Here is a 20605-nt window from a genome sequence, read left to right as displayed (position 1 = left end):
TCACTAGCGAGCTGCTTACTTTCCCCACCCATGACTATCCTCCGCCAAACGCTGGTGCTGGCCGCCTGCGCGGCCGCCACGCTGCTCACCACAACGTCTTCTCGCCCCCGCCCGCAGGCACCTAGGGCCGACGCCTGGCAAAATCTGTTCGACGGCAAAACGCTCACCGGCTGGAAGCGCCTCGCCGGTACCGCCGACTACCGGGTCGAAAACGGCGCCATCGTGGGCACGAGCGTCCCAAATTCGGGCAACACCTTCCTGGTCACCGAAAAGGAATACGGCGACTACGTGCTGGAGCTGGACATTAAGATTGATAGCCCGCTCAGCAACTCGGGCGTGCAAACGCGCAGCCACTTCGACTCGGCCGAGCAGCCGGGCAAGGTATTCGGCCGGCAGGTCGAGATTGACCCCTCGGCGCGGAGCTGGTCGGGCGGCATCTACGACGAGGCCCGCCGCCAGTGGCTTTACCCCCTCGACCTGCACCCGCAGGCCAAAACCGCCTTCAAAGTAGGCGAGTACAATCACCTCAAAGTAGAGTGCCTAGGTAACGAAATGAAGACATGGGTCAACAACGTGCCCGTGGCCTACGTGGTGGACCCCGTGGACCCTAGGGGCTTCATCGGCTTGCAGGTGCACAGCGTGGCCGAAGCGTCGCAGGCCGGCCAGAAAGTGTATTTCAAGAATATCCGCATCAAGACGACGGACCTGAAGCCCAGCGCCTTTCCGGCGGACATTTACGTGGTCAACTTTGTGCCCAACTACCTGACTGCTTACGAGAAGCAGCATGGCTGGAAGCTGCTCTTCGATGGCAAAACCAGCCAAGGCTGGCGCAGCGCCAAAGCGCCCGCCTTTCCGGCGCAAGGCTGGCAGGTGACCGACGGCACCATGACCGTGCTGCCCTCTGAAGGCAAGGAAGCGGCCAATGGGGGCGATATCGTGACTAACGCCGAGTACCGCGCTTTCGACCTATCGTTTGAGTTTAAGCTGACGCCGGGCGCTAACAGCGGCGTGAAATACTTCGTAACGCTGGCCGAAAAAACGGATATGTCGGCCATCGGCCTCGAGTACCAGGTGCTCGACGATGCCCTGCACCCCGACGCCAAGCTCGGCCGCGACGGCAACCGCACGCTCGCCTCGCTCTACGACCTGAAAACGGCTGACAAGCCCGTGCGCTTCGTGCACCCTATCGGCGAGTGGAACGTGGGCCGCGTGGTCGTGTACCCCAACAACCACGTCGAGCACTATCTCAACGGCGCCAAAGTGCTGGAATATGAGCGTGGTTCGCCCGCTTTCCGCGAGCTGGTGGCCCAGAGCAAGTATCACATCTGGCCCAATTTCGGCGAGGCGCCGATTGGCCATTTGCTGCTCCAAGACCACGGTAACCGCGTATCGTTCCGCAGCATCAAGTTAAAAGAGCTGAAGTAACGCGGACTTTCAGTCCGCGAGCCAACCGCCTAATAAGCAATTCACACGCGGACTGAAAGTCCGCGCTATACCCTTTTCCCACCCCAACCCTCTCAGTTATGTCGCAGCCGCGTCGTCTTTTTCTTCAGCAAATGGCCCTAGGGGGCGCCGCGGCCCTGCTGCCCCGCGTCACGTGGTCGGCCAGTAGTTATAAGCGTATCATTGGGGCCAATGACCGGGTGCGCGTGGGCGTGATTGGGTTCTCGGACCGCCACCGCAACTCGCACATGCCGAGTTTCTTAAATCATTATAAGGAGCTGAACTTTGATGTGGTGGGCGTATCCGACATCTGGAGCCGGCGCCGGGAAGAAGGCGCGGCCTTGTGGAAGGAGAAGCTAGGCCACTCGGTGGCCGCCTACCGCAACAACGACGAGCTGTACGCCAGCAAAAGCGTGGATGCGGTGTTCATCGGCACTGCTGATTTTCAGCACGCGCTGCACGCCATTGAGGCCGTGCAGGCCGGCTGCGATGCTTACGTGGAGAAACCCTTTGCCGAGACGATGGCCGACAACCGGGCTGCCCTCAAGGCCGTGAAAGCGTCGAAGCAAATCGTGCAGATTGGCTCGCAGCGCCGCAGCGGGGCCAATTACATGGCCGCCGAGCAGTTCATTAAGTCCGGTAAATTCGGCCCCATCACGATGGTGGAGCTAAGCTGGAACGTGAACCAGCCTGGCCGCTGGCGCCGCCCCGAGCTGGTGGCGCAGCTGCGCGAAGCCGACGTAGACTGGAAACGCTACCTAATGAACCGCCCCGCCGAAGCCTACGACCCGCGCAAGTACCTCGAATACCGCTTGTTCTGGCCCTATTCTTCAGGCCTGCCGGGTCAGTGGATGAGCCACCAGATTGATACCGTGCACTGGTTTACGGGCCTGGCGCACCCGCGCAGCGTGGTGGCCAACGGCGGCATCTACATGTGGAAGGACGGCCGCCGCAACTGGGACACCATCACAGCGGCCTTCGACTACGGCCCCGCCAACGACCTGGGGTCCGGTTTTCAGGTCACGTTTGCCTCGCGGATGCACAACGGCGACGAGCGCCCCGCCGAAATCTACTACTCCAACGGCGGTGAGCTCAACCTGATTACCAACCGGGTATCGCCCACCGGCGGCCTTACCAAGCAGTCGGCCGACGCCATGCACCTGCCGCCCAACCTATTGCCCGAGTTCAGCCTGGCCCAAACGGCCGCCGTGGCCGCCTCGGCCAACACCGGCGGCGACCTACTCACCTCCAACCACGTCCGAAACTGGATGGAGTGCGTGCGCAGCCGCCAGCAGCCCCACGCCCCCGTGGAGGCCGGCTACAGCCACTCCATTGCCAATATCATGACCACGGCCGCCGCCCACACGGGCCTCAAGGCCACGTTTGATGAGAAAACGCAGGAGGTAATGGTGGGCGGTAAGGTGTTCACGTATTGACCTAGGGGGCTTGAGAAGCCATAAAAAGCGTTTGTCCTTGCGAGCGCAGCGAAGCAATCTTTCCTTTTGCGTAAGCAAACGTCAGCAATGCGTGCAGGAAAGATTGCTTCACTGCGCTCGCAAGGACAAACGCTTTTCGGTAGCTCGAACAGCGGACTTAAATACCGAGCCCCAGGCGAATACCCGAACCCACGTGCTGACCTCGTTGCAACGAAGTGAAGAAGTCGACGCGCCCCAGCTTGAAAATGTGCTCAATGCCCGCGCCCAGTTCCAGATAGGGGCCCGATTGCGACGTTTGCAGGTAGTTGAGTGAAAGCACTTCCTGCCACTTCAAGGCTTTGAGTAGCGGGATTTTATTGAAGATAAACCCGTTGAAATGGTGGTTGAAATGGCCTTCGAAATAGCTGTTGCGCGTGCTGTACTGGTAGTAATCGAGCAGCTGAAACTGGCTGAAATTGCCCGTTAGCAGCGTGCGGTTGCCTGAGAAGTGGCGGAAATCGGCAAACGTCAGGTTGGCCTGGCTGCCCACGAAGCCACCTATGACGGCCTCGTAGGCCGAGGTGCCGAACAGTCCTAGCGCAATAGTCTGGCGCACTGAACCTTGCAGCAGCGTGTAGCGTACGTTGGCCCCGAGCACGCCGCCCACGCCCTGCCGCAGCTGGGCGTTGAAGAGCGGATATTTCGACCCTAGGTTGTACTTGCCGTCGGGCCGGGTGATGTAGGTGGTGCCCGGCCGGTAGCTCACGCTCAGGGTGAGCGTGGCCGCCTTACTGCGGCCGAAGCCGGTGCCTTCGGGCGCCTCCTCGGCCACGGGCTGGTTGGGGGTAAAGGCGCGGCCTGCCACATCGTGCCAGAGGTAGGTGCTGGTGTTTTCGAGCTCGCGGCGGTCGAAGTAGCTGGCCGCGCCGCGCACGGTGAGGCCGTTCACGGGCTCCCAGAGGTAGCTGAGCTCGGCGCCGTCGCGGCGGTAGAGCTTGGCGTAGTTGCGGTTGGCGAGCAGTGAATACACCGAGTTGATGAAGGGCGTAAGCTGCGAGTTGCGGTCAAAATTCTCGATGGTGCGGCCCGCAATCAGGCCCACCTGGCGCAGCTTCACCGGGTCGAGCTGCCAGTTGATGGTGAGGCTGGGTTGCAGCTGGTGGTTGCTGAAGCCGTAGCGCAGGGTCGGCGTCAGGGTCACGAAGCGGCGGTCGTCGGTGCGGCGGGTGTAGGTGGCCTCGGCGTTCAGCACGTATCCCTCTACCGTGTTGTATTGCAGCTCGTTAAAGATGGGCTGCACCGCGATGCTGCGCTTGGCAAACGTATTGCGGTAGGTGTAGCCGCTGAGCAGCAGCTTGGCCGGCGTAAACTCATTGCGCTTGCGGTCAAGCGAATCCTGGTAGGGCCGCGAGTTGCGGATAACTTCCGAACTGTCCTTTTTGTGGTAGTCGAGCTTCTCCTCGTCGGTGAGCGGCACCGGCCGCAGCTGGCTCCAGTACGAGCTGTCGCGCTCGTTCACCCCCTTTTCTACCAGCATCACTTCGCCCGATTTCATGGGGGCAAACGGGTCGTTACGAATGGAGTCGCGCTGCGCCTGCTTCACCTGGCGGCGCACCTGCTTACCCAAGCCCGAGAGGTCGGGCTTCTGGCGCTTGAGCTGGCGGGTCAGCTCCTTGGTCGTGACGGGCGCCACTACGGGCGGCGCGGCGGCCACCGCGGGCGCACCCGCCGTAGCCGGCGTTTTCTTGACCTCGGGCGGGGCGGGGTAGGTGGCGACTACGTGATTGTAGTTCGAGAAAACGGCCGTGGCATAGCCCGAGCCTTTGAAGCCAAAGGCCGAGAACGTGACGCTTAACTTCTGTGATTGCAGCGCCCACACGTGCGGCACGCCCGGCGCGGGCGCAAACAACTGCTCGATGCGCAGGTCATCGACGTAGTCGAGCTGGGCGTCTTTGGTCAGCCGCAAATCGACGGAATGAATGCGCCACGAGCCATCCACGATATAGATGAAGCCGGTGAAAACGGGGTCGGTGCGGCGGCGCGGAATGAGCTTAATCTTGTGCACCAGCTCGCCGCCCTGCTGCGTGGTGCCCACCAGCTCGTACTGGTAAAACAGAAACGAATTGCCGGCAATGGGCGACACGAAGCCGCGCTGCGAAAAGCTGGGCTTCAATACGTTGTCATAAAAATTGAGCCCGCCCTGCGCTCGGTTGAAGCTGATGCCGCGCGAATCGCCGCTCACCCGGCTCGAAATCATGCGCTCCTTAATGGTATTGGGCTGCGTGAAGCGGATATCGGATAGGCTTTCTGATAGATACAGAATGCCAGGCTTGATGTCGGGCCCCATTTTAAACAAGCCGAACACCTTGCTAGGCGTCTCGCTGAGTCGAATTAAGCTCTTGATATAGAGCCGCGCCTGAAACGTGGCCACCTCGCGCTGGTGGTAGCCGCGCCACTGCTGCGCCTGCTGAATGATGGCGTAGGCGGGGTCGCGGTCGGAGCCGCGCACCGCCACCTCGGCCAGGTTGTACGACTCAGGGGCCAGTGCCACGTTGAGCACCACCGTGGAGTCGCCGGCCGGCACGCGCACGGTTTCGGTGCGGGGGCGGTAGCCTACGTATTGAAAGACAAGCTGGTAGCTGCCCGCCTCCAGCCGCAGCTGGTACTGGCCCTGGTCGTTGGAGCCGGTGCTGGCGGCCGAGCCGCGCACCGCCACGTTGGCAAAGGCCAAGCCCTCGCCGCCCGCCCCGCTCACCTTGCCTTTGATGACGCCCGCCTGGACCTCGGTAGCAGCTAGCAGGCCCAGCAGCAGCAGCCATACCCATTGCCCCATTCTATAAAAACCCATAATACTTGAAATAGACTCCTAAACAGCTGGCAAGTTAGAGCCGGTACTGTCTCCGAGGCGGCCTTACTTGACAAACAGCAAAAAGGGCGGCCAAAACAGGCCGCCCTTTGGGAATAGCTAGCGCGTGGCTGGCTAGCTAAACAACGTGCTGTTAGTTATCACAAACAGCCGGGCAATGGTCGATACGGTACCTACGTCCAGCCCTTCGTCGAACGCCTCGCTAAATGCCGAAGCCGGGAAGCCGCTGAAATTGGGGCTGGTGGAGGTCGAGAGCGAAATGCCGCCCTGCGTCACGTTGTCTTCGGCGGGGAAGGTGATGTTGCTAGGGGCGTTATTATTGTTGCCGCCCGAGTAAATGGGTAGGGTGCTGATGCCAGCCCCGCCGGCCGGGATAGGCCCGCCGCCATCGGTGCCCGAAACCCAGCTCTTGGGTGCCGCCGAGTAGGGGGCTACCGGAATACCCTGCGCGGGGGTAGCATTGGTGCCGTAGGCCCGGCGCATGGCCCGCAGGTGCGAGGAGTGGCGGGCCTCCACGGCGTGGATGCTGAGCGCGGCCGTGAGCACCGCGCGGTTGGTGGCGACGAGCGGCGCGGCGCCCTTGTAGGCCCGCACGCCTAGGTCCTCAAACGACTGGGCCAGCGCCAGGTACGTGGCGGGGTTGGTGCGGTAATCGGCCAGCGGCCCAGTCGCGCTGCCTTTGCCGGCACTGAAATCGAACGTGAGAGCGGTGGGGTCAGGGATGGCCGTAGCGCCCAAGGCGGCTATCGTGGAGCGCAAAAACCTGACGTGGTTGGCTTCATCCGTCGCAATCAGGTCGAGGGCGGCGCGGTTGGTGGCACTCAGTTGGTTGTAGGCGGTGGCCGCCACCGAAGTGCGCTGCTGGTAAAAGTACATTTCCAGGTACTCCAGCTTGAGGGCAAAGTTGAGCACGTCGGCCACGGAAGCGCCGACTGGCGTTTGGGCGTAGGCTTTGTTGAATACCGCGCCCACGGCCAGCGGTAGGGCCGCGGCCGTTAGCTTTTGGCCCAGGCCGCCCAGGTGCTTAAACACCGCGCGGCGCGAATCGAGGCGGCCGTATACCTCAGGGTCAACCTCTTCTAGCTGGGAAAGGATAGTAAAAAAATCCATGTATATAGCGAATTGAATACGTGAAGAATCAGTAAGATAACCCGTTATACCAAGCCCGAAACATCGAGTTTCGAGCCAATGGCCAGGAAGGTGTTGGCCACGGCCACTACCACCGAAGGCACCTTGGCCATTTCGAGGCTGTTGCTATCCACGATGTCGCTACCCACAAAGCTGTTTTCAGTCAGCATATCGCGGATGAGGGCGGCGTGGCGGGCTTCTACCGACGCTATTTTGCCCGCGATGAGTAGGTAGGCCGGCGAGCTGATGAACTGCCCCGCCCCGGCGTAGGCGGCTACGCCTAGGTCCTCAAACGCCCTGGCGGCGCCGAGTACCGACGACCGCGACGAAAAATCGATACTGGTGAAATCTACCGTCAGGTCTTTGAGTGGAGTCGCCCCCGCCGCCGCGATGGCGGCTTTGAGGAAGTCGCGGTGAATGACCTCGTGGTAGTAGAGGTCATTGAGCGCCAGCTTCTCGGCGCTATTGCTGCCCAGGCCGGTGTAGTATGAGCCGGTGCGCAGCTGCGTGTAGAAAGCGGCTTCGAGCTGCTCCAGGGCGTAGGCGTAGTTGAGCACGCCGGCGTCGCCGGTGCCCACGCTCACCGTGCTGGGCAGCACCGTGAGGCCCATGCTGGTGCCCGTGCCGCCCGGCCCGGTTACGACGACGGTAGCCGCGCCGGCCGTAGCCGCAGGCGGCACCGTGAAGCTGATGGTAGTAACCCCGTTAACGGTCAGCTTAATAAGGGTTGTAGTGGCGATGCCATTCACCGTTAAGGAGGTAACGCTGGCCAGGTTAGTGCCGGTGAGGGTGACCGAAGCCTCAGGCAGCGCGCTGGTGGGCGAAAAGCCAGTGATGGCCGGAGCCGTAGAAGCCGCAGGCAGTACGGTAAACGAGCCGCCCGACGTGGCGGTGCCGCCCGGCGCAGTCAGCACCAGCGCGCCCGTTTGGGCCGCGGCGGGTACCGTGAACGTGACGGTAGTAGCATTGACCACCGTGAACGTGGTGGCAACGGTGCCCAGCAGGAGGCTAGTAGTGCCGCCTAGGTTGGTGCCCGTGACCGTGACGGTAGCGCCCGGCATGCCACTGGCGGGCGTGAAGCTGGCGATGGTAGGCGGCGGGGTTACTACGGCAGGGTCGTCCTTCTTGGTGCAGCTAGCGAGCCACAAGCTGCCGGCTACCGCACTGGCGCCGGTATAGCGAAGAAAAGAGCGCCGGGAAGGCCCACTAACAGTATTTTCCTCAATAGTGCTACTCAGTAAATGAAAAGCCATAAAAGCCTGGTATATGGTAAGATTGTGAATAAGAGTTTCACAAATATATACCCAGCGAGGCTGCCCAATAGGCGGCCGTAAAGCCTAATAAAGCTTATTCCTCAGCCCTTTGAGTTGGCCGCGAGGTGTACCAGGCATTGAGCCCGACCCCCAGCAGGAGCAGCGCAATGCCGGGGTACACGCTGAACTTAACCTCATCGCCAAACACGAAGTAGCCCAGCGCAATAGCGTAGAGCAGCCCTAGGTAGTCGAGCGCCGCCACGAAGTTGGCCTGCTGCTTCTGGAAGGCGTGCGTGACGCACCACAGCGCCACGTGCGTAAACAGGCCCGCCAGCAGCAGCCACGCCCAATCTGTGCCGTGCGGCAGCTTCAGGTCAAAAAGCATCCACACGCTGGCAATGGCCAGGGGCACCATATTGAAATAAAAAACCGGTACCAGCGGCGCGATTTTGTCGCCCGCTCGGCGCAAGAATACGCTGCTCACGCCCGATGACACCGCCGCCCCCACGCCCAGCAGCACGCCCGCCGACAGCAGCCCCACCGTGCCCTTGGCCACCAACACGCCGGCCACCGCCAGCGCGTAAAACAGCCATTGCCAGGGTTTGAGCGGCTCACCAATCAGCCAGATGGCGGCCACCGCCGTCACCACCGGCGCCAGGTAGCTGAGGGTGGCGGCGGTACCTAGGGGCAGCACTTTGAGAGCCAAGAAGCCCAAGATGAGTGAGCCCGCCCCAAACACGCCGCGCCCCAGCAGGTTGCGCCGAGCTTCGGGCGGGCCCCACACCGACACGTTGGTGCGGCGCAACTGCCAAACCGTGAGGCTGAGCGAGATAAGGCAGCGGGCGAAGATAATTTCGGCGGTGGGGATATCCGGCAGCTTCTTCACGGCCACGTTGACGCAGGCCAGCAGCGCCGTGGAGGCCAGCATGTAAAAAATTCCGGGCGAAACGCGCATAGGGCACAAAGACGGGAGGATTCCCCGCGCAGTGGCACATTTGGCCCCCGCCAGCCGTTATTAAAGCAGAATAACTTGTGGCTTGCCCCTACAACGGCCCCGGCCCCGCTTCGTTCCCGTACTTCGTGGCCGCTCCTCTCCCTGCTTATGTTTAAGAACCCCGACAAAGCCCCCAAAAGCTACACGCCCCTGGAGGCCCTACCCAAAATAGCTGCCTTCTGCGCCTACCAGGAGCGCACTCAGAAAGAAGTGGCCGAAAAGCTGAAAAGCTACGGCCTCGACGAAGACGAAGCCGGCGAAATCATTATTCGCTTGAGCCGCGAAAAGCTACTCGATGAGGAGCGCTATGCCCAGGCCTACGCCCGCGGCAAGCACCGTAGCAACGGCTGGGGCCGCCGCCGCATCAAAATGGAAATGAAGGCCAAAGGCCTGAGCGAGTACTGCATCAAGAGCGGCCTGAAGGAGCTTGACGGCGACGAATACTACGCCAAGCTCAAGCAGCTGCTGGAGCAGCGCGACGCCCGCGAAAAGGAAAGCCACCCCATGAAGCGCAAGCTCAAGCTCACGGCCTACCTCATTCAAAAGGGCTACGAATCGGACCTGATTCAGGAGGCGCTGGGCGAGTTAGCGGCGGAAGAATAACGGAGTACTTGCGTAGAATCGACAAGCAATTTGGCAGCGCGGGCAACCTAGGGCTGTCAAATACGTTAGTACTAACTATACTAGCAGTAACTTTCTGAGATTATGAAAATTTCCGTTGAAAAGGGCGAGGAAAAAGGCTTCCTGCCCGATGGCCGCCACACCGTCACCATCACTAGCATTGAGGAAGGCACCAGCGAGCACCAGAACGTGCCGTTTTTTGCGGCTCGCATGGAAAGCGAAGATGGCTTCGTGACGCAGCGATTTTATAACTCGCCGGCTGGTCATCCCATTATCCTGTCGCTGTACTCGGCCGTGGGCATCAAGCCGCACGATGGCAAAGACCTCGACACCAAGGAGCTAATCGGCAAGCACCTGTCGGTAGAAGTAAGCGACCACAGCTATACCGACCCTGCCAGCGGCAATGAGCGCAGCGTGCGCCAGGCCACGGGCTTCCGCGCCGCGTAAGTAAAATGAATAATTAACAGAAAAGGCAGCCCCTACCTAGGGGCTGCCTTTTCTGTTGGCACGAGTTGCTACATTTTACGGGCTGGCGTGGGCACTACCAGTCGCTGCCCAATGATGACGCGCCGTCCCGTGAGCGTGCGTAGCATGGGCACCAGTATTTGCTCGGCGTTGCGCTGGGTTTCGGCCAGAATGCCCGATTGCAGGGCCGAGCGCCGCACCTGCGCCTCGGCGTAGCGGTAGGCCTCATCAACGAGCGCGGCATCCTGGAAAAAGCCATTCTCAGTGCTGAAAACGCGGCTTTGGTCGTGGTTGACTTGGAAGGAGCACAGCTCGGGCGCAGGCAGCAGCACGCGCACCACCGAGTCGCCCTCGAAGGAAACGTCCTGCGGCTTGATTTTGCGCAGGTCGAGGCAGCCCACGGCCTCGCCACCCACGATGAGGGCGGCTTTGGCATCGGGCAGGAAAGGGTATTTCGATGATTTCTTGTACTCCACCACGTCCTTGAAGCGGTAGCGCACTAGCTCCAGCCGACCTAGAGCCTCCACTTGGGTCAGCACCGTGTTGTGGGTCACCGTCACCTGCGGCTCGCGGGCGGCCAGCGGGTTGAGGCTGGCGAGCGTCGAGCCTATTTTGCGCCACAAAAATACCCCTAGGGCAACGAGCAAAACCAGTGGAAGCAGGCGACGAAGCAAACGGGTGAGCGGCATAGACCCCTGAATACGGCTCTCGGCGCTAGCCGTTGGGGTAAGCGCGGCCTTAGCACTTGTAAGTTGCGCTACTGGCCAAACCCCGCCCAAGCCTGCAGGCCGCCCGTGTGCACCGCCACCACCGTGCTACCCCGCGCAAAATGCCTGCGGCTGATGAGGTCTAACACGCCAGATAACAGCTTGCCAGTATAAATCGGGTCGAGCAGCACGCCAAAATCGGCCTCGAAGTGCTCAATGAAAGCGCGCAGCTCAGGCGGCAGTTTGGCGTAGCCACCGAAGTGATAGTTGAGGTGCAGCTCATAGTTGGTGAGCGGCTGGCCGGTGGCGGCTTGGGTCAGCGCGTCTACTTCATCTCGCAAGAAGCCAGCACCTTTCAGTGCCACTAATCCTAGGACGCGGGCAGGGTAGTGCGCTTCGGCCAGACCCAGCGCCAGGCCTGCTAGCGTGCCACCCGTGCCGGCAGCCACGGCCACGGCGTCGAAATCGGTTTGCTGGCGCAGCTCGCCGATGAGTTCGGCCACGCCGCGCAGGGCTAGGGCGTTGGTGCCGCCTTCTGGTAGCAGGTAGGCGGGACCGTAGGTTTTTTGTAAGTCTGCCAGAAACTCCGGCTCAGTGCGCCGCCGGTAAGTAGTGCGGTCGAGGTAGTGCAGCTGCATGCCATCGGTCACGCAGCGGGCCAGGGTCGGGTTGAGCGGCGTGTGCTCTTCGCCCCGCACTAGGCCAATGGTATCGAAGCCATAGAGCCGGCCCGCCGTAGCCACGGCGGCCAGATGGTTGGAATAGGCGCCGCCGAAGGTGAGTAGGTGGGTGTGGCCTTGCGTGCGCGCCGCCAGTAGGTTGTATTTGAGCTTGCGGGCCTTGTTGCCGGGCAGGTCGGGGTTCAGCAGGTCGTCGCGCCAGAGCAGCAGGCGCACGCCGTAGCTGGCGGCGAGGGGGTGCGGGATGAGTTGAAGAAGCTGGTCAGGCATTACCATTTAAACTAAAAATGTCATCCTGAGCTTGCGAAGGACCTTTTATGCCTAGAGCTTAACTAGGTATAAAAAGTCCTTCGCAAGCTCAGGATGACAGATAGTAGGAGAGAAGCTAGGCTAGTGGCTCTTTGCGGCGGCGCGTGCCGAATACACTGGCCGCTACCACGGCCAGCAACACGCCTAGGCTCGAAACCAACGATACGGTGTTGCCAATTTTGTATTCCTTGGGCTCAAACACGAACTTGATTTCGTGCGAGCCGGCCGGCACTTGCAGGGCGCGCAGCACGAAGTCGGCGCGGAAGTGCGGCACCTCCTTGCCATCGAGAAAGGCCTGCCAGCCGTCGGCGTAGTAGATTTCGGAGAACACGACCGTGCTGGGCTGGGCCGCCGTGTAGCGGTAGGTGAGGGCGTCGGGGGCGTAGTTGGTGAGGGCGATGGTGCCCGACGAATCGGCGTAGGTGGTCGGCTTCACGCTTGGAAACTTCGAGACGTCTACCACGGCTACGTGCTTGGTATCGAGGCTGGTGAGGGCGGCCATCTCCTGGTCGGGATTTTGGACGGCGCGCAGCTCGCGCACAAACCAGGCGTTGCCGTTGGCGCTGGGGTTGCGCTGCACCTGTTCGGGCTGGCCCTGCTGCTGGCCGGGCACGATGACGTAGCGCGTGTTCAGCATGTTGAGCACGCCGGTGTTGTTGGTCGAAATCTGGCGCTCCACCAGGTCCTGGTAGCGGCGCAGCTTGGCGCCGTGGTAGCCGCCGATGCTCTTGTGGAAGTATGAGGTGCGGGCCTCGTTGAAAGGGTTGCCCACGTTGAGTACGCGGTAGCTCAGGTCTTTATCCTGGAGAATCTGCTGGTCGGCAGGCGAGGGCTGGAAGCTCTCCACGATAGTTTCGGTCTGGTAGTTTTTCTCGCCTAGGTAGCGTTTATCCACCGTCCAGAGGTCGAGCAGCACCAGCGCCACTACCAAGCCCGCGGCCACGCCGGCCTGAATTTTACCCTTCAAATAGAAATAAAGGGCACCCAGGGTGAGGCCCACGAAGAGCAGCCCGCGCCACACGTCGCCGCGCAGCAAGTCGGCCCGGTCGGCGCGCAAGGCGCTCAGCAGCTGCGGCGTGAAGCCGGCCTGCGTGAGGTTGGCATCTTGCGGCGAGGCAAAATCGAAGCTGAAGCTCACCAGCCAAGTCAGCAGCAAGAAGCCCGCCGTGATAGCGCCCGCGTAGAGCAGCTGTCGGGTGCGGTACTGGTTATCAGCTGAATCGACCACTACCGTGGGGGCGCCAGCCGCCGCGCGGGCGGCCTTGGCCAGGGCCGGGTGCAGGGGCTCGGTAGGTGCGGGGGCGGCACCTAGGGGCTCAGCGGCTTCGCGGGGGCGCAGGATGCGCGAGAGCGCCAGCGCGGCCAGCAGTGGCATGGCCAGCTGCGCGATTACCAGGCCCATGCTCACGGCGCGGAAGCTGCGGTAGCCCGGCAGGTAGTCGAATATCAAGTTGTTAATCGTTTCGAAGTTCTTGCCCCAGGCCAGCACAAACGAGACTAGGGTGCCCGCCAGCAGCCAATAGCGCGTGCGCTTATCCACCACAAACAAGCCCAGCACAAACAGAAAGCACACCACCACGCCCACGTACACGGGGCCGGCCACGTAGCTCTGGTCGCCCCAGTAGGTGGGCATGCTGGCCAGGGCGTCGGCGCCGGCGCCCATGGTGTTGAGCTCGCGGGCCATGTTCGAGTCGTTGCCCAGGGGCATGGCGCTGCTGCCGCCGTAGAAATTGGGCACCAGCAGCGTCATGGTTTCGCCGATGCCGTAGCTGTAGGCAAAGGCGTAGTCGCGGTCCTGCTGCCGGGCGCTGGGCGCGGCGGGCTGGCCGGGTGCGGGCGGCAGGGCTTTGAGCTCGGAAGGCGAGCGGTTGCTGTATTTGCTGTATTCGTAGGTGGTGTAGAGGCGGCCGAAGCTCACGCCAATGGCCAGCGCAGCGCCGATGCCCAGCAGCACGGTGCGCCCTAGGTAGTCGCTCAGGCGCCCGGCCCGCACGGCTGCCACCAACTCAATAATGCCGTAAATGATGACCAGCAGCCCGAGGTAGTAGGTAATCTGCGGGTGGTTGGCGCGCACATTCAGGGTGAGGCCCAGCGTGAACAGTGCCGCGCCCAGCCACTTATTCTGCCGAAAGGCCAGCATCAGCCCGCCCAACACCAGCGGCGCGTAGGCTAGCGCCCACGACTTGGTATTGTGTCCGGCGGCCAGAATGGCGAGGTTGTAACTCGAAAAGCCCAGCGCCACCGCACCGGCCACCGCCACCAGCGGGCGTACCCCCAGAGCCACCAGCAGCACGTAGCCGCACAGCAAAGCCACAAATAGGTTGCTGACTACCCCCGGCAGCCCCAGGGCCACGGCCTTCTGCACGTACACGAACAGGTCGCCGGGGAAGTGCACCGAAATTAGGTACGTCGGCATCCCGCTGAACATGGAATTGGTCCACAGCGGCTCGTGGCCGTGCTCGGCAGCCCACTGCTGCGTCTCGTGCGCCCCGCCCTGAAACTGGGTGATGTCGTGCTGCGCCAGCGTTTGGTGGTTAAATACGATGGGCGCGAAGTAGGCCACGGCCAGCACCACGAAGAATAACACGGCCAGCACGTGCGGCCAAGCCCGCTGCCACAGCGGCGCAGGCGTAGGAGAATACGAAGGAGAAACGGCCATCGGGCGGCTTTTAGCAATGGGGCAAATGAGGCCCGAAGGTAGCGCCGGGGCGGGGAAGGGGTGGTGCGGTCCGCCGAAGTTGTAAAAGTGAAGAGCTATTTTGTGCGATGATGCTAAATCGGTTAAAATCAAAAGTTTTCCACATTCGGCGGTTACCAAACCTGTGGACAACTTACTTGCTTTGATTTTAAGATATTGCTGGTCAGCTATAAAGCTGCTGAGACTCTCATACTAGTAATATTAGCTGTCTTCCTTTCTTATCAATCACTAATCTGCCTTCAGCCCAACGTACGGTAAACACCCCACCAATACGGTCGCCTATAAACGGCGAACCCCCGGCTGGTGAGACAACCGAGGGTTCAAGAAGTGGGTGATGCAACACCCCCATCTTAACCAATGAAAAGGGAACGTGCGCTACAGTTGCTACAAGCAGTCGGCAAAGCAATTTTGCTAGGCCTGGTGAGCGGAGCGGCAAAAGCCATTGGCTTCTTGCTACTTACTCATCTGCTTGAGTAACTAGAATAAGGGGCTGGGCCGGGCGCTTGGCCCCTTATTTTGTGGTGTAGCAAATGTACTAGGCAAACGTGAGAACGCGACCAAGAGTTTGCGGGGGAGGCGCCCGCGTAGCAGCAGGAAGCCTGTAGCTGAACAATGTATCCTCTTTGGGCGTCTTAGCAGCTCCCCTTTACTAGCTGTCTCATGCCTGAAACCCCAAAAAACTGGTTTATCACCGGCGCCTCCACCGGCCTCGGCGAGGCCCTGGCTACCCTGCTGCTTGACAAAGGCGAGAAGGTGGCCGCCACCTTCCGCAAGTCTGGGCAGGTCGAAGAATTCACGAAAAGAAAGCCCGGTCACAGCCTAGGTGTGTTGGTCGATGTGACTGATGCCGAGCAGATACAAGGTGCCGTGCAGCACGCCATCAGCACCTTTGGCCACCTCGATGTGGTGGTGAACAACGCGGGCTACGGCTCGCTGGGCAGCATCGAGGAAATCTCGGAGGAAGAAACCCAGCGGCAGTTCGACGTAAACGTGTTTGGGCCGCTGCGCGTGGTGCGGGCGGCGCTGCCGCACCTGCGCGAGCGCAAGTCGGGTAATATTCTCAATATTACTTCGGTGGGCGGCATGATAGGGATGGCGCACGCGGGCATTTACAACGGCTCCAAGTTCGCGCTGGAAGGCTTGGGCGAGTCGCTGGTCGCGCAACTCAAGCCGCTCGGCATCCACGTCACCAACGTGGAGCCGGGGCCGTTCCGTACCAAGTGGGCGGGCGAATCGGCTACCTATACCAAGGCAAAAATTGCCGACTACGCCCTCACGGTGGGCGAGGGTCTCAAAGCTTCGCTGGGCCGCGATGGCAATCAAAAAGGCGACCCCGCCAAGGCCGCCGAGGCCATGTACCAACTGGTGCGCCTGCCCAATCCGCCGCAGCACCTGCTGCTCGGCGCCTTCGCCTACCAGCTAGTGCGCCAAAAGCTGCAAGACACCCTCAAGGAACTCGACGACTTCGCCTACCTAGGCGAGCCGACAGATTTTTAGCATCGATTCTTATAGTTCGCGCAGTGTTTCGGGGTGTTAAAGCGCAGGGTTTCACAGTACTCTTTTTATTAGGACACTGCGAAACACTGCGCGAACTGGTAATTGCTCAGCTCTACTTCAGCAGCACCTCGGCCAGCACCGGGAAGTGGTCGGAAGGGTAATGGCCGCGCATGGAATCCGTGAGCACTGCGTAGCTGAGCACGATGCTGCCGCGGCTCACAAAGATGTAGTCGATGCGGTCAGCCAGCGGTGCGTCGAGCTTAAAGCCTTGGAAGGTGCCGACGGGACCGTAGGCGGGCTGCTGCGTGAGCTCGTGAGCGTCGCCGAGCAGCATTTGCAGGGTTTTGACCTGCTCGGTGTCGGGTGTCGAGTTGAGGTCGCCCACGCAGATTACGGGCGCGTTTTTAGCGATTTCCTTGATTTTCTGCACCATCAGGTGGCCCGATTGGCGGCGCGCTTCCACGCCCTCGTGGTCGAAGTGCACGCTAAAAAAGTAGAATACCTGCCCGGTCTGCACGTCCTTGAACTGCGCCCAGGTGCAGATGCGGTTGCAGCAGGTGGCATCCCAGCCCTTGCCGGGGCGGTCGGGCGTCTGGCTCAGCCAGAAGTCGCCGGTTTGGAGGAGCTGCAAGCGAGCCTTCTTGTAGAAAATGGCCGAGTGCTCGCCGGCTTCCTTGCCATCGTCGCGCCCGCGGCCCACGAAAGTGTAGCCAGGCAGTTCGGCCACGCCTTTAAGCTGCTCGCGGAAGCCCTCCTGCGTCCCGAAAACGTCAAAATCGTGGTAGCGAACCAGGTTCTTTACCATTTCTTTACGATTGGGCCAGGCGTCGGTCCCATCGCCGGGGTTGTTGTAGCGCAGGTTGTAGGTGGCAATGCGGAGCGGCACTGGGGCCTTGCCAGCGGCTACTTGGGCGAAACCAAGGCAGCTTAGCAATAAGCAGATTATCAAACGCATAAAATGGTTTTTGTGGGGTGGGTCGCCGGCAAAAGCGGCCCCCTATTCCGGGGCAAGTTATAGCCAGCCTGCCCGAGTGCCCCTAGGTCGGCCCTAGGTGCCACGCCCGTACCAAGCGGGCGCCCGACCTTTGCGGCCGTTATGCCCATCCGCTTTTCTAACCTGCCCGCGTTGCTCGGCGGTACCCTGCTCCAAGCCCCCGCCACTGACGCTACCATTGCCACGCTGCTGCTCGATAGCCGCCGCGTGGGCCTCACCGAGGGCGCCTTGTTCTTTGCCCTGCGCGGGCCCCACCACGATGGCCACCACCACCTGGCCGCGCTGTATGCCAAGGGCGTGCGGCTGTTTGTGGTGAGCCACGCGCTGGCCAGCCTGGAGCCGTTTGCCGGGGCGGGCTTTGTGCTGGTGCCCGCGGCGCTGGCGGCGCTGCAAACGCTGGCCGCCGCGCACCGAGGCACTTTTCAGCGGCCGGTGTGGGCCATCACGGGCTCCAATGGCAAGACCATCGTGAAGGAGTGGCTGGCCCAGCTGCTGGCCCCCGACGAAGACATCTGCCGCTCGCCCAAGAGCTACAACTCGCAAATAGGCGTACCGCTGAGCGTGTGGGAGTTAGCACCCGGCCGGCACACCCTGGGCATCTTCGAAGCCGGTATTTCGGAACGGGGCGAGATGGCCCGATTGGCGCGCATCATTGCGCCCACGCATGGCATTTTCACGACCCTAGGCACGGCCCACGACGCCGGTTTTGCCTCCGAAGGCGAGAAGCTGGCCGAAAAGCTGACGCTGTTTGAGCGGCCCGGCTTCGAGCTGCTGGTGTACTGCGCCGACCAGCCCGCTGTGCACGCCGCCGTGCAGGCCCGCGCCCTGCCCGCCCTGGCCTGGACGCGCCACGCGGTGCCCGGCGCGGCGTTGCGCTTCCGCCTTAAGCCCACCGGCGCGGGCACCACGGTGCGCGTGCGGCTGGGTGAGGCCGGCCTGGCGCAGTCGCTGCCCGCGGGCCAGCCGGCGCTGCTAGCGGCCACGCGCTTCACGCTGCCGTTTGCCGACGAGCCCTCCGTGGAGAACGCGTTGCACTGCCTGGCCGTGCTGTTGTGGCGCCAGCTCGACCCCGCCACGGCCCTCGCGCCGGCCGAAATTCAGCGCCGGCTGCTGCGCCTGCAGCCCGTGGCCATGCGCCTCGAAAGGAAGCAGGGCCGCCACGGCTGCTACCTGCTCGACGATACCTATAACAACGACCTAGCTGGCCTCGCGCTGGCCCTCGACGCCCTGAGCCGGCAGGCCCGGCCCGGCGGTCGCACCCTCATTCTCAGCGACGTGCTGGAGTCGGGCCTCAGCGGCCCCGCCCTGTACGCCCGCGTGCTGGCCCTGGTGCGGGCCCACGGCATCACGCGGCTGATTGGGGTGGGGGAAGAGTTGAGTTATGAGTTGAGAGTTAAGAGTGAAGAGTTACGAATTGGAGTCAGTGAAACTGCCAAAGACCAGCAAAGTCAACTCTTAACTCAAACATACCCCACCACCGAGGCGCTGTTGGCCGACTTACGGCCCACTGATTTTCAGAACGAAACCATCCTTATTAAGGGTGCGCGGCGGTTTGGGTTTGAGCGCGTGGTGGCGGCCTTGCAGCAGCTGCAGCACGGCACGGTGCTGGAAGTCAACCTCGACGCGCTGACCCACAACCTGCAGTACTACCGCCAGCGGCTGCGCCCCGGCACCAAGCTCATGGTGATGGTGAAGGCATTTGCCTACGGTAGCGGCTCGTATGAAGTGGCCAGCCTGCTCCAGTTTCAGCGGGCCGACTACCTGGCCGTGGCCTACCCCGACGAGGGCCAGCAGCTGCGCGAAAACGGCATCAGCCTGCCCATCATGGTGCTAAACCCCGGGCCCGATAGCTTCGAGCAGCTGCGCCGCTACCGCCTGGAGCCCGAAATCTACTCCCTAGAGCGCCTACACGACTACCTGCAAGCCGCCCAGGAAGCCCCCACCGGCACCGCGCCGCTGCCACCGCTGCACCTCAAACTCGATACCGGCATGCGCCGCCTGGGCTTCGATGAAAACGACCTAGGGGCATTGCTCGAATTACTAGCTGCGCACCGCGCCCAGCTGCCCGTGGCCAGCCTCATGACGCACCTCGCCGCCGCCGACGACCCCGCGCATGACGACTTTACCCGGCAGCAGCTCAGCACGTTCCAGCGCATGGCCGCCGCCGTTGAGGCCGTGCTGGGGCGCCCGGTGCTGAAGCACGCGCTCAACTCGGCCGGCATCCGGCGCTTTCCCGAGGCGCAGTTTGATATGGTGCGCCTCGGCGTGGGGCTGTACGGCGTGGAGGCGGGTGACGAGGGTAGCCATAACCTGCTGCCCGTGAGCACGCTGCGCACCACCGTGTCGCAGGTCAAGACCCTGCCCGCCGACACCACCGTGGGCTATGGCCGCCGCGGCGCGGCCACGGCCCACGAGCGCCGCCTGGCCACCTTGGCCATTGGCTACGCCGACGGCTACGACCGACGTTTCAGCGCCGGGGCGGGGCTGGTGCTGCTGCACGGCCGCCGCGCGCCCGTGGTGGGCTCGGTGTGCATGGACATGGTAATGGTCGATGTCACCGACATTCCCGAAACGCAGCCCGGTGATGTGGCTATTATTTTTGGCGAAGGCTTGACTATCAATGAGCTGGCCGAGCGTATCGGCACAATTCCCTACGAAATACTCACCAACGTGAGCGAGCGCGTGAAGCGCGTGTTTGTGAGTGAGTAAGGGGTAGCGAACGCTGGTGCTTAACGCTGCCTCGGCCAGTAGCTACCTAGGGCCGGCCGGGGCTTGGTGTCCAACGCTGGGGCGCATCTGCGCGTAAGTATCTTCTCATTCTTTCACAGTTTACTGACATTTCAATGAATAAGCTCACCCTTACGCTGCTGGCTGCTGCCTCCCTCTCCTTGGCCACCAGCTGCAACGACCTCAAGAAAACCGACGATAAAAGCACGCTTTCTGACGCCACCCAGGACACGGCCGTAGTGGCTCGCACCGGCCAGACCGCCGCCGACGTAGCCACTAACGCTGCTGATGCTGTGGACAGCGCCGCCAGCAAGGCCGGCTCGGCCATCGGCAATGCGTTTGACCTTACCAAGGCCAAGCTGGCCGATGTTAAATTTCCGGAGGTGAACCTGACGGGCATCACCGTGCGGGGCAACGACGATTACCAGGTGTACGGCGTCGATGAGAAAGTGCTTTTCGATACCGATAAGGCGACAGTGAAGCCGACCGCCGCTGAGGCGCTGAAGCAGATTACGGCCTCCATCAATCAGCGCTACGCGGGTAAAGACGTGCGCGTTCTGGGCTTTGCCGACTCGCGCGGCGACAAGAGCTACAACCGCGACCTAAGCAAGCAGCGCGCCGAGGCCGTGAAAAACTTCTTGGTAACCACCGATAAAATGCCCGCCGACCGCGTTAGCACCGAAGCCTTTGGTGAGGAGCAGCCCGCAGCCAGCAACGCCACCGCCGCTGGCCGCAAGGAAAACCGCCGCGTAGAAATCGCTGTGAAGGTCAAATAAATCGCAGATTCAACTGATTTAACGGATTGCGC

The 20605-nt window shown here is 61.9% G+C and carries 15 protein-coding genes; 7 read left to right on the top strand and 8 right to left on the bottom strand.

Translation table 11 applies throughout. The annotated features are described in order from the left end of the window. Positions 1-30: 30 nt before the first annotated feature. Together ACFSDX_RS13750 and ACFSDX_RS13745 are read left to right on the top strand one after the other, a co-directional pair. Positions 31-1425, top strand: a complete 1395-nt coding sequence (locus ACFSDX_RS13750) for a 3-keto-disaccharide hydrolase (protein WP_382314453.1) — start codon at positions 31-33, stop codon at positions 1423-1425. A gap of 98 nt (positions 1426-1523) precedes the next feature. Beyond that, on the top strand, positions 1524-2879 hold the full coding sequence (locus ACFSDX_RS13745) for a Gfo/Idh/MocA family protein (protein ID WP_382314451.1): 1356 nt from the start codon (positions 1524-1526) through the stop codon (positions 2877-2879). Positions 2880-3036: 157 nt separating this feature from the next. On the opposite strand, the gene ACFSDX_RS13740 is transcribed toward ACFSDX_RS13745, so the two are convergent. From ACFSDX_RS13740 to ACFSDX_RS13725, 4 genes are all read right to left on the bottom strand, one after another. Beyond that, positions 3037-5706 carry a DUF5686 and carboxypeptidase regulatory-like domain-containing protein gene (locus ACFSDX_RS13740; RefSeq protein WP_382314449.1) on the bottom strand — a complete coding sequence of 890 codons (2670 nt, stop codon included), beginning with the start codon at positions 5704-5706 and terminating at the stop codon, positions 3037-3039. 132 nt (positions 5707-5838) lie between these two features. Further along, the gene (locus tag ACFSDX_RS13735) at positions 5839-6834 is read right to left on the bottom strand and encodes a ferritin-like domain-containing protein (RefSeq protein WP_382314447.1); all 996 of its coding nucleotides are present in this window, start codon (positions 6832-6834) and stop codon (positions 5839-5841) included. 44 nt (positions 6835-6878) lie between these two features. Continuing rightward, positions 6879-8105, bottom strand: a complete 1227-nt coding sequence (locus ACFSDX_RS13730) for a ferritin-like domain-containing protein (RefSeq protein ID WP_382314445.1) — start codon at positions 8103-8105, stop codon at positions 6879-6881. A 94-nt stretch (positions 8106-8199) separates the two neighbouring features. After that, complete coding sequence (locus ACFSDX_RS13725; RefSeq protein ID WP_382314443.1) at positions 8200-9060, bottom strand: DMT family transporter; 861 nt, start codon at positions 9058-9060, stop codon at positions 8200-8202. A gap of 147 nt (positions 9061-9207) precedes the next feature. On the opposite strand from ACFSDX_RS13725, the gene ACFSDX_RS13720 reads away from it, so the two are divergent. Both ACFSDX_RS13720 and ACFSDX_RS13715 read left to right on the top strand, forming a co-directional pair. Next, the gene (locus ACFSDX_RS13720; protein WP_382314441.1) at positions 9208-9702 is read left to right on the top strand and encodes a regulatory protein RecX; all 495 of its coding nucleotides are present in this window, start codon (positions 9208-9210) and stop codon (positions 9700-9702) included. 102 nt (positions 9703-9804) lie between these two features. After that, positions 9805-10167, top strand: coding sequence for a hypothetical protein (locus ACFSDX_RS13715; RefSeq protein ID WP_382314439.1), 363 nt, complete (start codon positions 9805-9807; stop codon positions 10165-10167). A 68-nt stretch (positions 10168-10235) separates the two neighbouring features. On the opposite strand, the gene ACFSDX_RS13710 is transcribed toward ACFSDX_RS13715, so the two are convergent. From ACFSDX_RS13710 to ACFSDX_RS13700, 3 genes are all read right to left on the bottom strand, one after another. Then, a complete protein-coding gene (locus tag ACFSDX_RS13710; RefSeq protein ID WP_382314437.1) occupies positions 10236-10874 on the bottom strand; it encodes a DUF4230 domain-containing protein in 639 nt (212 codons plus the stop codon). 68 nt (positions 10875-10942) lie between these two features. Beyond that, positions 10943-11842 (bottom strand): 1-aminocyclopropane-1-carboxylate deaminase/D-cysteine desulfhydrase, encoded by a 900-nt coding sequence (locus ACFSDX_RS13705; protein WP_382314435.1) that lies wholly within the window; start codon positions 11840-11842, stop codon positions 10943-10945. A gap of 115 nt (positions 11843-11957) precedes the next feature. After that, a complete protein-coding gene (locus tag ACFSDX_RS13700) occupies positions 11958-14540 on the bottom strand; it encodes a YfhO family protein (RefSeq protein WP_382314433.1) in 2583 nt (860 codons plus the stop codon). 699 nt (positions 14541-15239) lie between these two features. On the opposite strand from ACFSDX_RS13700, the gene ACFSDX_RS13695 reads away from it, so the two are divergent. Next, complete coding sequence (locus ACFSDX_RS13695; RefSeq protein WP_382314431.1) at positions 15240-16076, top strand: oxidoreductase; 837 nt, start codon at positions 15240-15242, stop codon at positions 16074-16076. A gap of 112 nt (positions 16077-16188) precedes the next feature. On the opposite strand, the gene ACFSDX_RS13690 is transcribed toward ACFSDX_RS13695, so the two are convergent. Beyond that, positions 16189-17031, bottom strand: coding sequence for an endonuclease/exonuclease/phosphatase family protein (locus tag ACFSDX_RS13690; RefSeq protein WP_382314429.1), 843 nt, complete (start codon positions 17029-17031; stop codon positions 16189-16191). Positions 17032-17172: 141 nt separating this feature from the next. Between ACFSDX_RS13690 and ACFSDX_RS13685 the strand changes: the two genes are divergently transcribed. Further along, positions 17173-19779 (top strand): bifunctional UDP-N-acetylmuramoyl-tripeptide:D-alanyl-D-alanine ligase/alanine racemase, encoded by a 2607-nt coding sequence (locus ACFSDX_RS13685; protein ID WP_382314427.1) that lies wholly within the window; start codon positions 17173-17175, stop codon positions 19777-19779. A 134-nt stretch (positions 19780-19913) separates the two neighbouring features. Further along, entirely contained in the window at positions 19914-20573 is a 660-nt protein-coding gene (locus ACFSDX_RS13680) for an OmpA family protein (protein WP_382314425.1), read from the top strand. Positions 20574-20605: the final 32 nt, after the last annotated feature.

Source organism: Hymenobacter bucti (genome assembly GCF_042681145.1).
Taxonomy (GTDB): domain Bacteria; phylum Bacteroidota; class Bacteroidia; order Cytophagales; family Hymenobacteraceae; genus Hymenobacter; species Hymenobacter bucti.
Note: the sequence above shows the minus strand (reverse complement) of the source record. Positions and strands in the feature narration are given on the sequence as shown.

Coding starts and splice junctions, on each gene's coding strand:
- ACFSDX_RS13695 (WP_382314431.1), top strand. CDS start 15,240: ATGCCTGAAACCCCAAAAAACTGGTTTATCACCGGCGCCTCCACCGGC.
- ACFSDX_RS13740 (WP_382314449.1), bottom strand. CDS start 5,706: ATGGGTTTTTATAGAATGGGGCAATGGGTATGGCTGCTGCTGCTGGGC.
- ACFSDX_RS13710 (WP_382314437.1), bottom strand. CDS start 10,874: ATGCCGCTCACCCGTTTGCTTCGTCGCCTGCTTCCACTGGTTTTGCTC.
- ACFSDX_RS13750 (WP_382314453.1), top strand. CDS start 31: ATGACTATCCTCCGCCAAACGCTGGTGCTGGCCGCCTGCGCGGCCGCC.
- ACFSDX_RS13680 (WP_382314425.1), top strand. CDS start 19,914: ATGAATAAGCTCACCCTTACGCTGCTGGCTGCTGCCTCCCTCTCCTTG.
- ACFSDX_RS13725 (WP_382314443.1), bottom strand. CDS start 9,060: ATGCGCGTTTCGCCCGGAATTTTTTACATGCTGGCCTCCACGGCGCTG.
- ACFSDX_RS13745 (WP_382314451.1), top strand. CDS start 1,524: ATGTCGCAGCCGCGTCGTCTTTTTCTTCAGCAAATGGCCCTAGGGGGC.
- ACFSDX_RS13685 (WP_382314427.1), top strand. CDS start 17,173: ATGCCCATCCGCTTTTCTAACCTGCCCGCGTTGCTCGGCGGTACCCTG.
- ACFSDX_RS13700 (WP_382314433.1), bottom strand. CDS start 14,540: ATGGCCGTTTCTCCTTCGTATTCTCCTACGCCTGCGCCGCTGTGGCAG.
- ACFSDX_RS13730 (WP_382314445.1), bottom strand. CDS start 8,105: ATGGCTTTTCATTTACTGAGTAGCACTATTGAGGAAAATACTGTTAGT.
- ACFSDX_RS13690 (WP_382314429.1), bottom strand. CDS start 17,031: ATGCGTTTGATAATCTGCTTATTGCTAAGCTGCCTTGGTTTCGCCCAA.
- ACFSDX_RS13720 (WP_382314441.1), top strand. CDS start 9,208: ATGTTTAAGAACCCCGACAAAGCCCCCAAAAGCTACACGCCCCTGGAG.
- ACFSDX_RS13705 (WP_382314435.1), bottom strand. CDS start 11,842: ATGCCTGACCAGCTTCTTCAACTCATCCCGCACCCCCTCGCCGCCAGC.
- ACFSDX_RS13735 (WP_382314447.1), bottom strand. CDS start 6,834: ATGGATTTTTTTACTATCCTTTCCCAGCTAGAAGAGGTTGACCCTGAG.
- ACFSDX_RS13715 (WP_382314439.1), top strand. CDS start 9,805: ATGAAAATTTCCGTTGAAAAGGGCGAGGAAAAAGGCTTCCTGCCCGAT.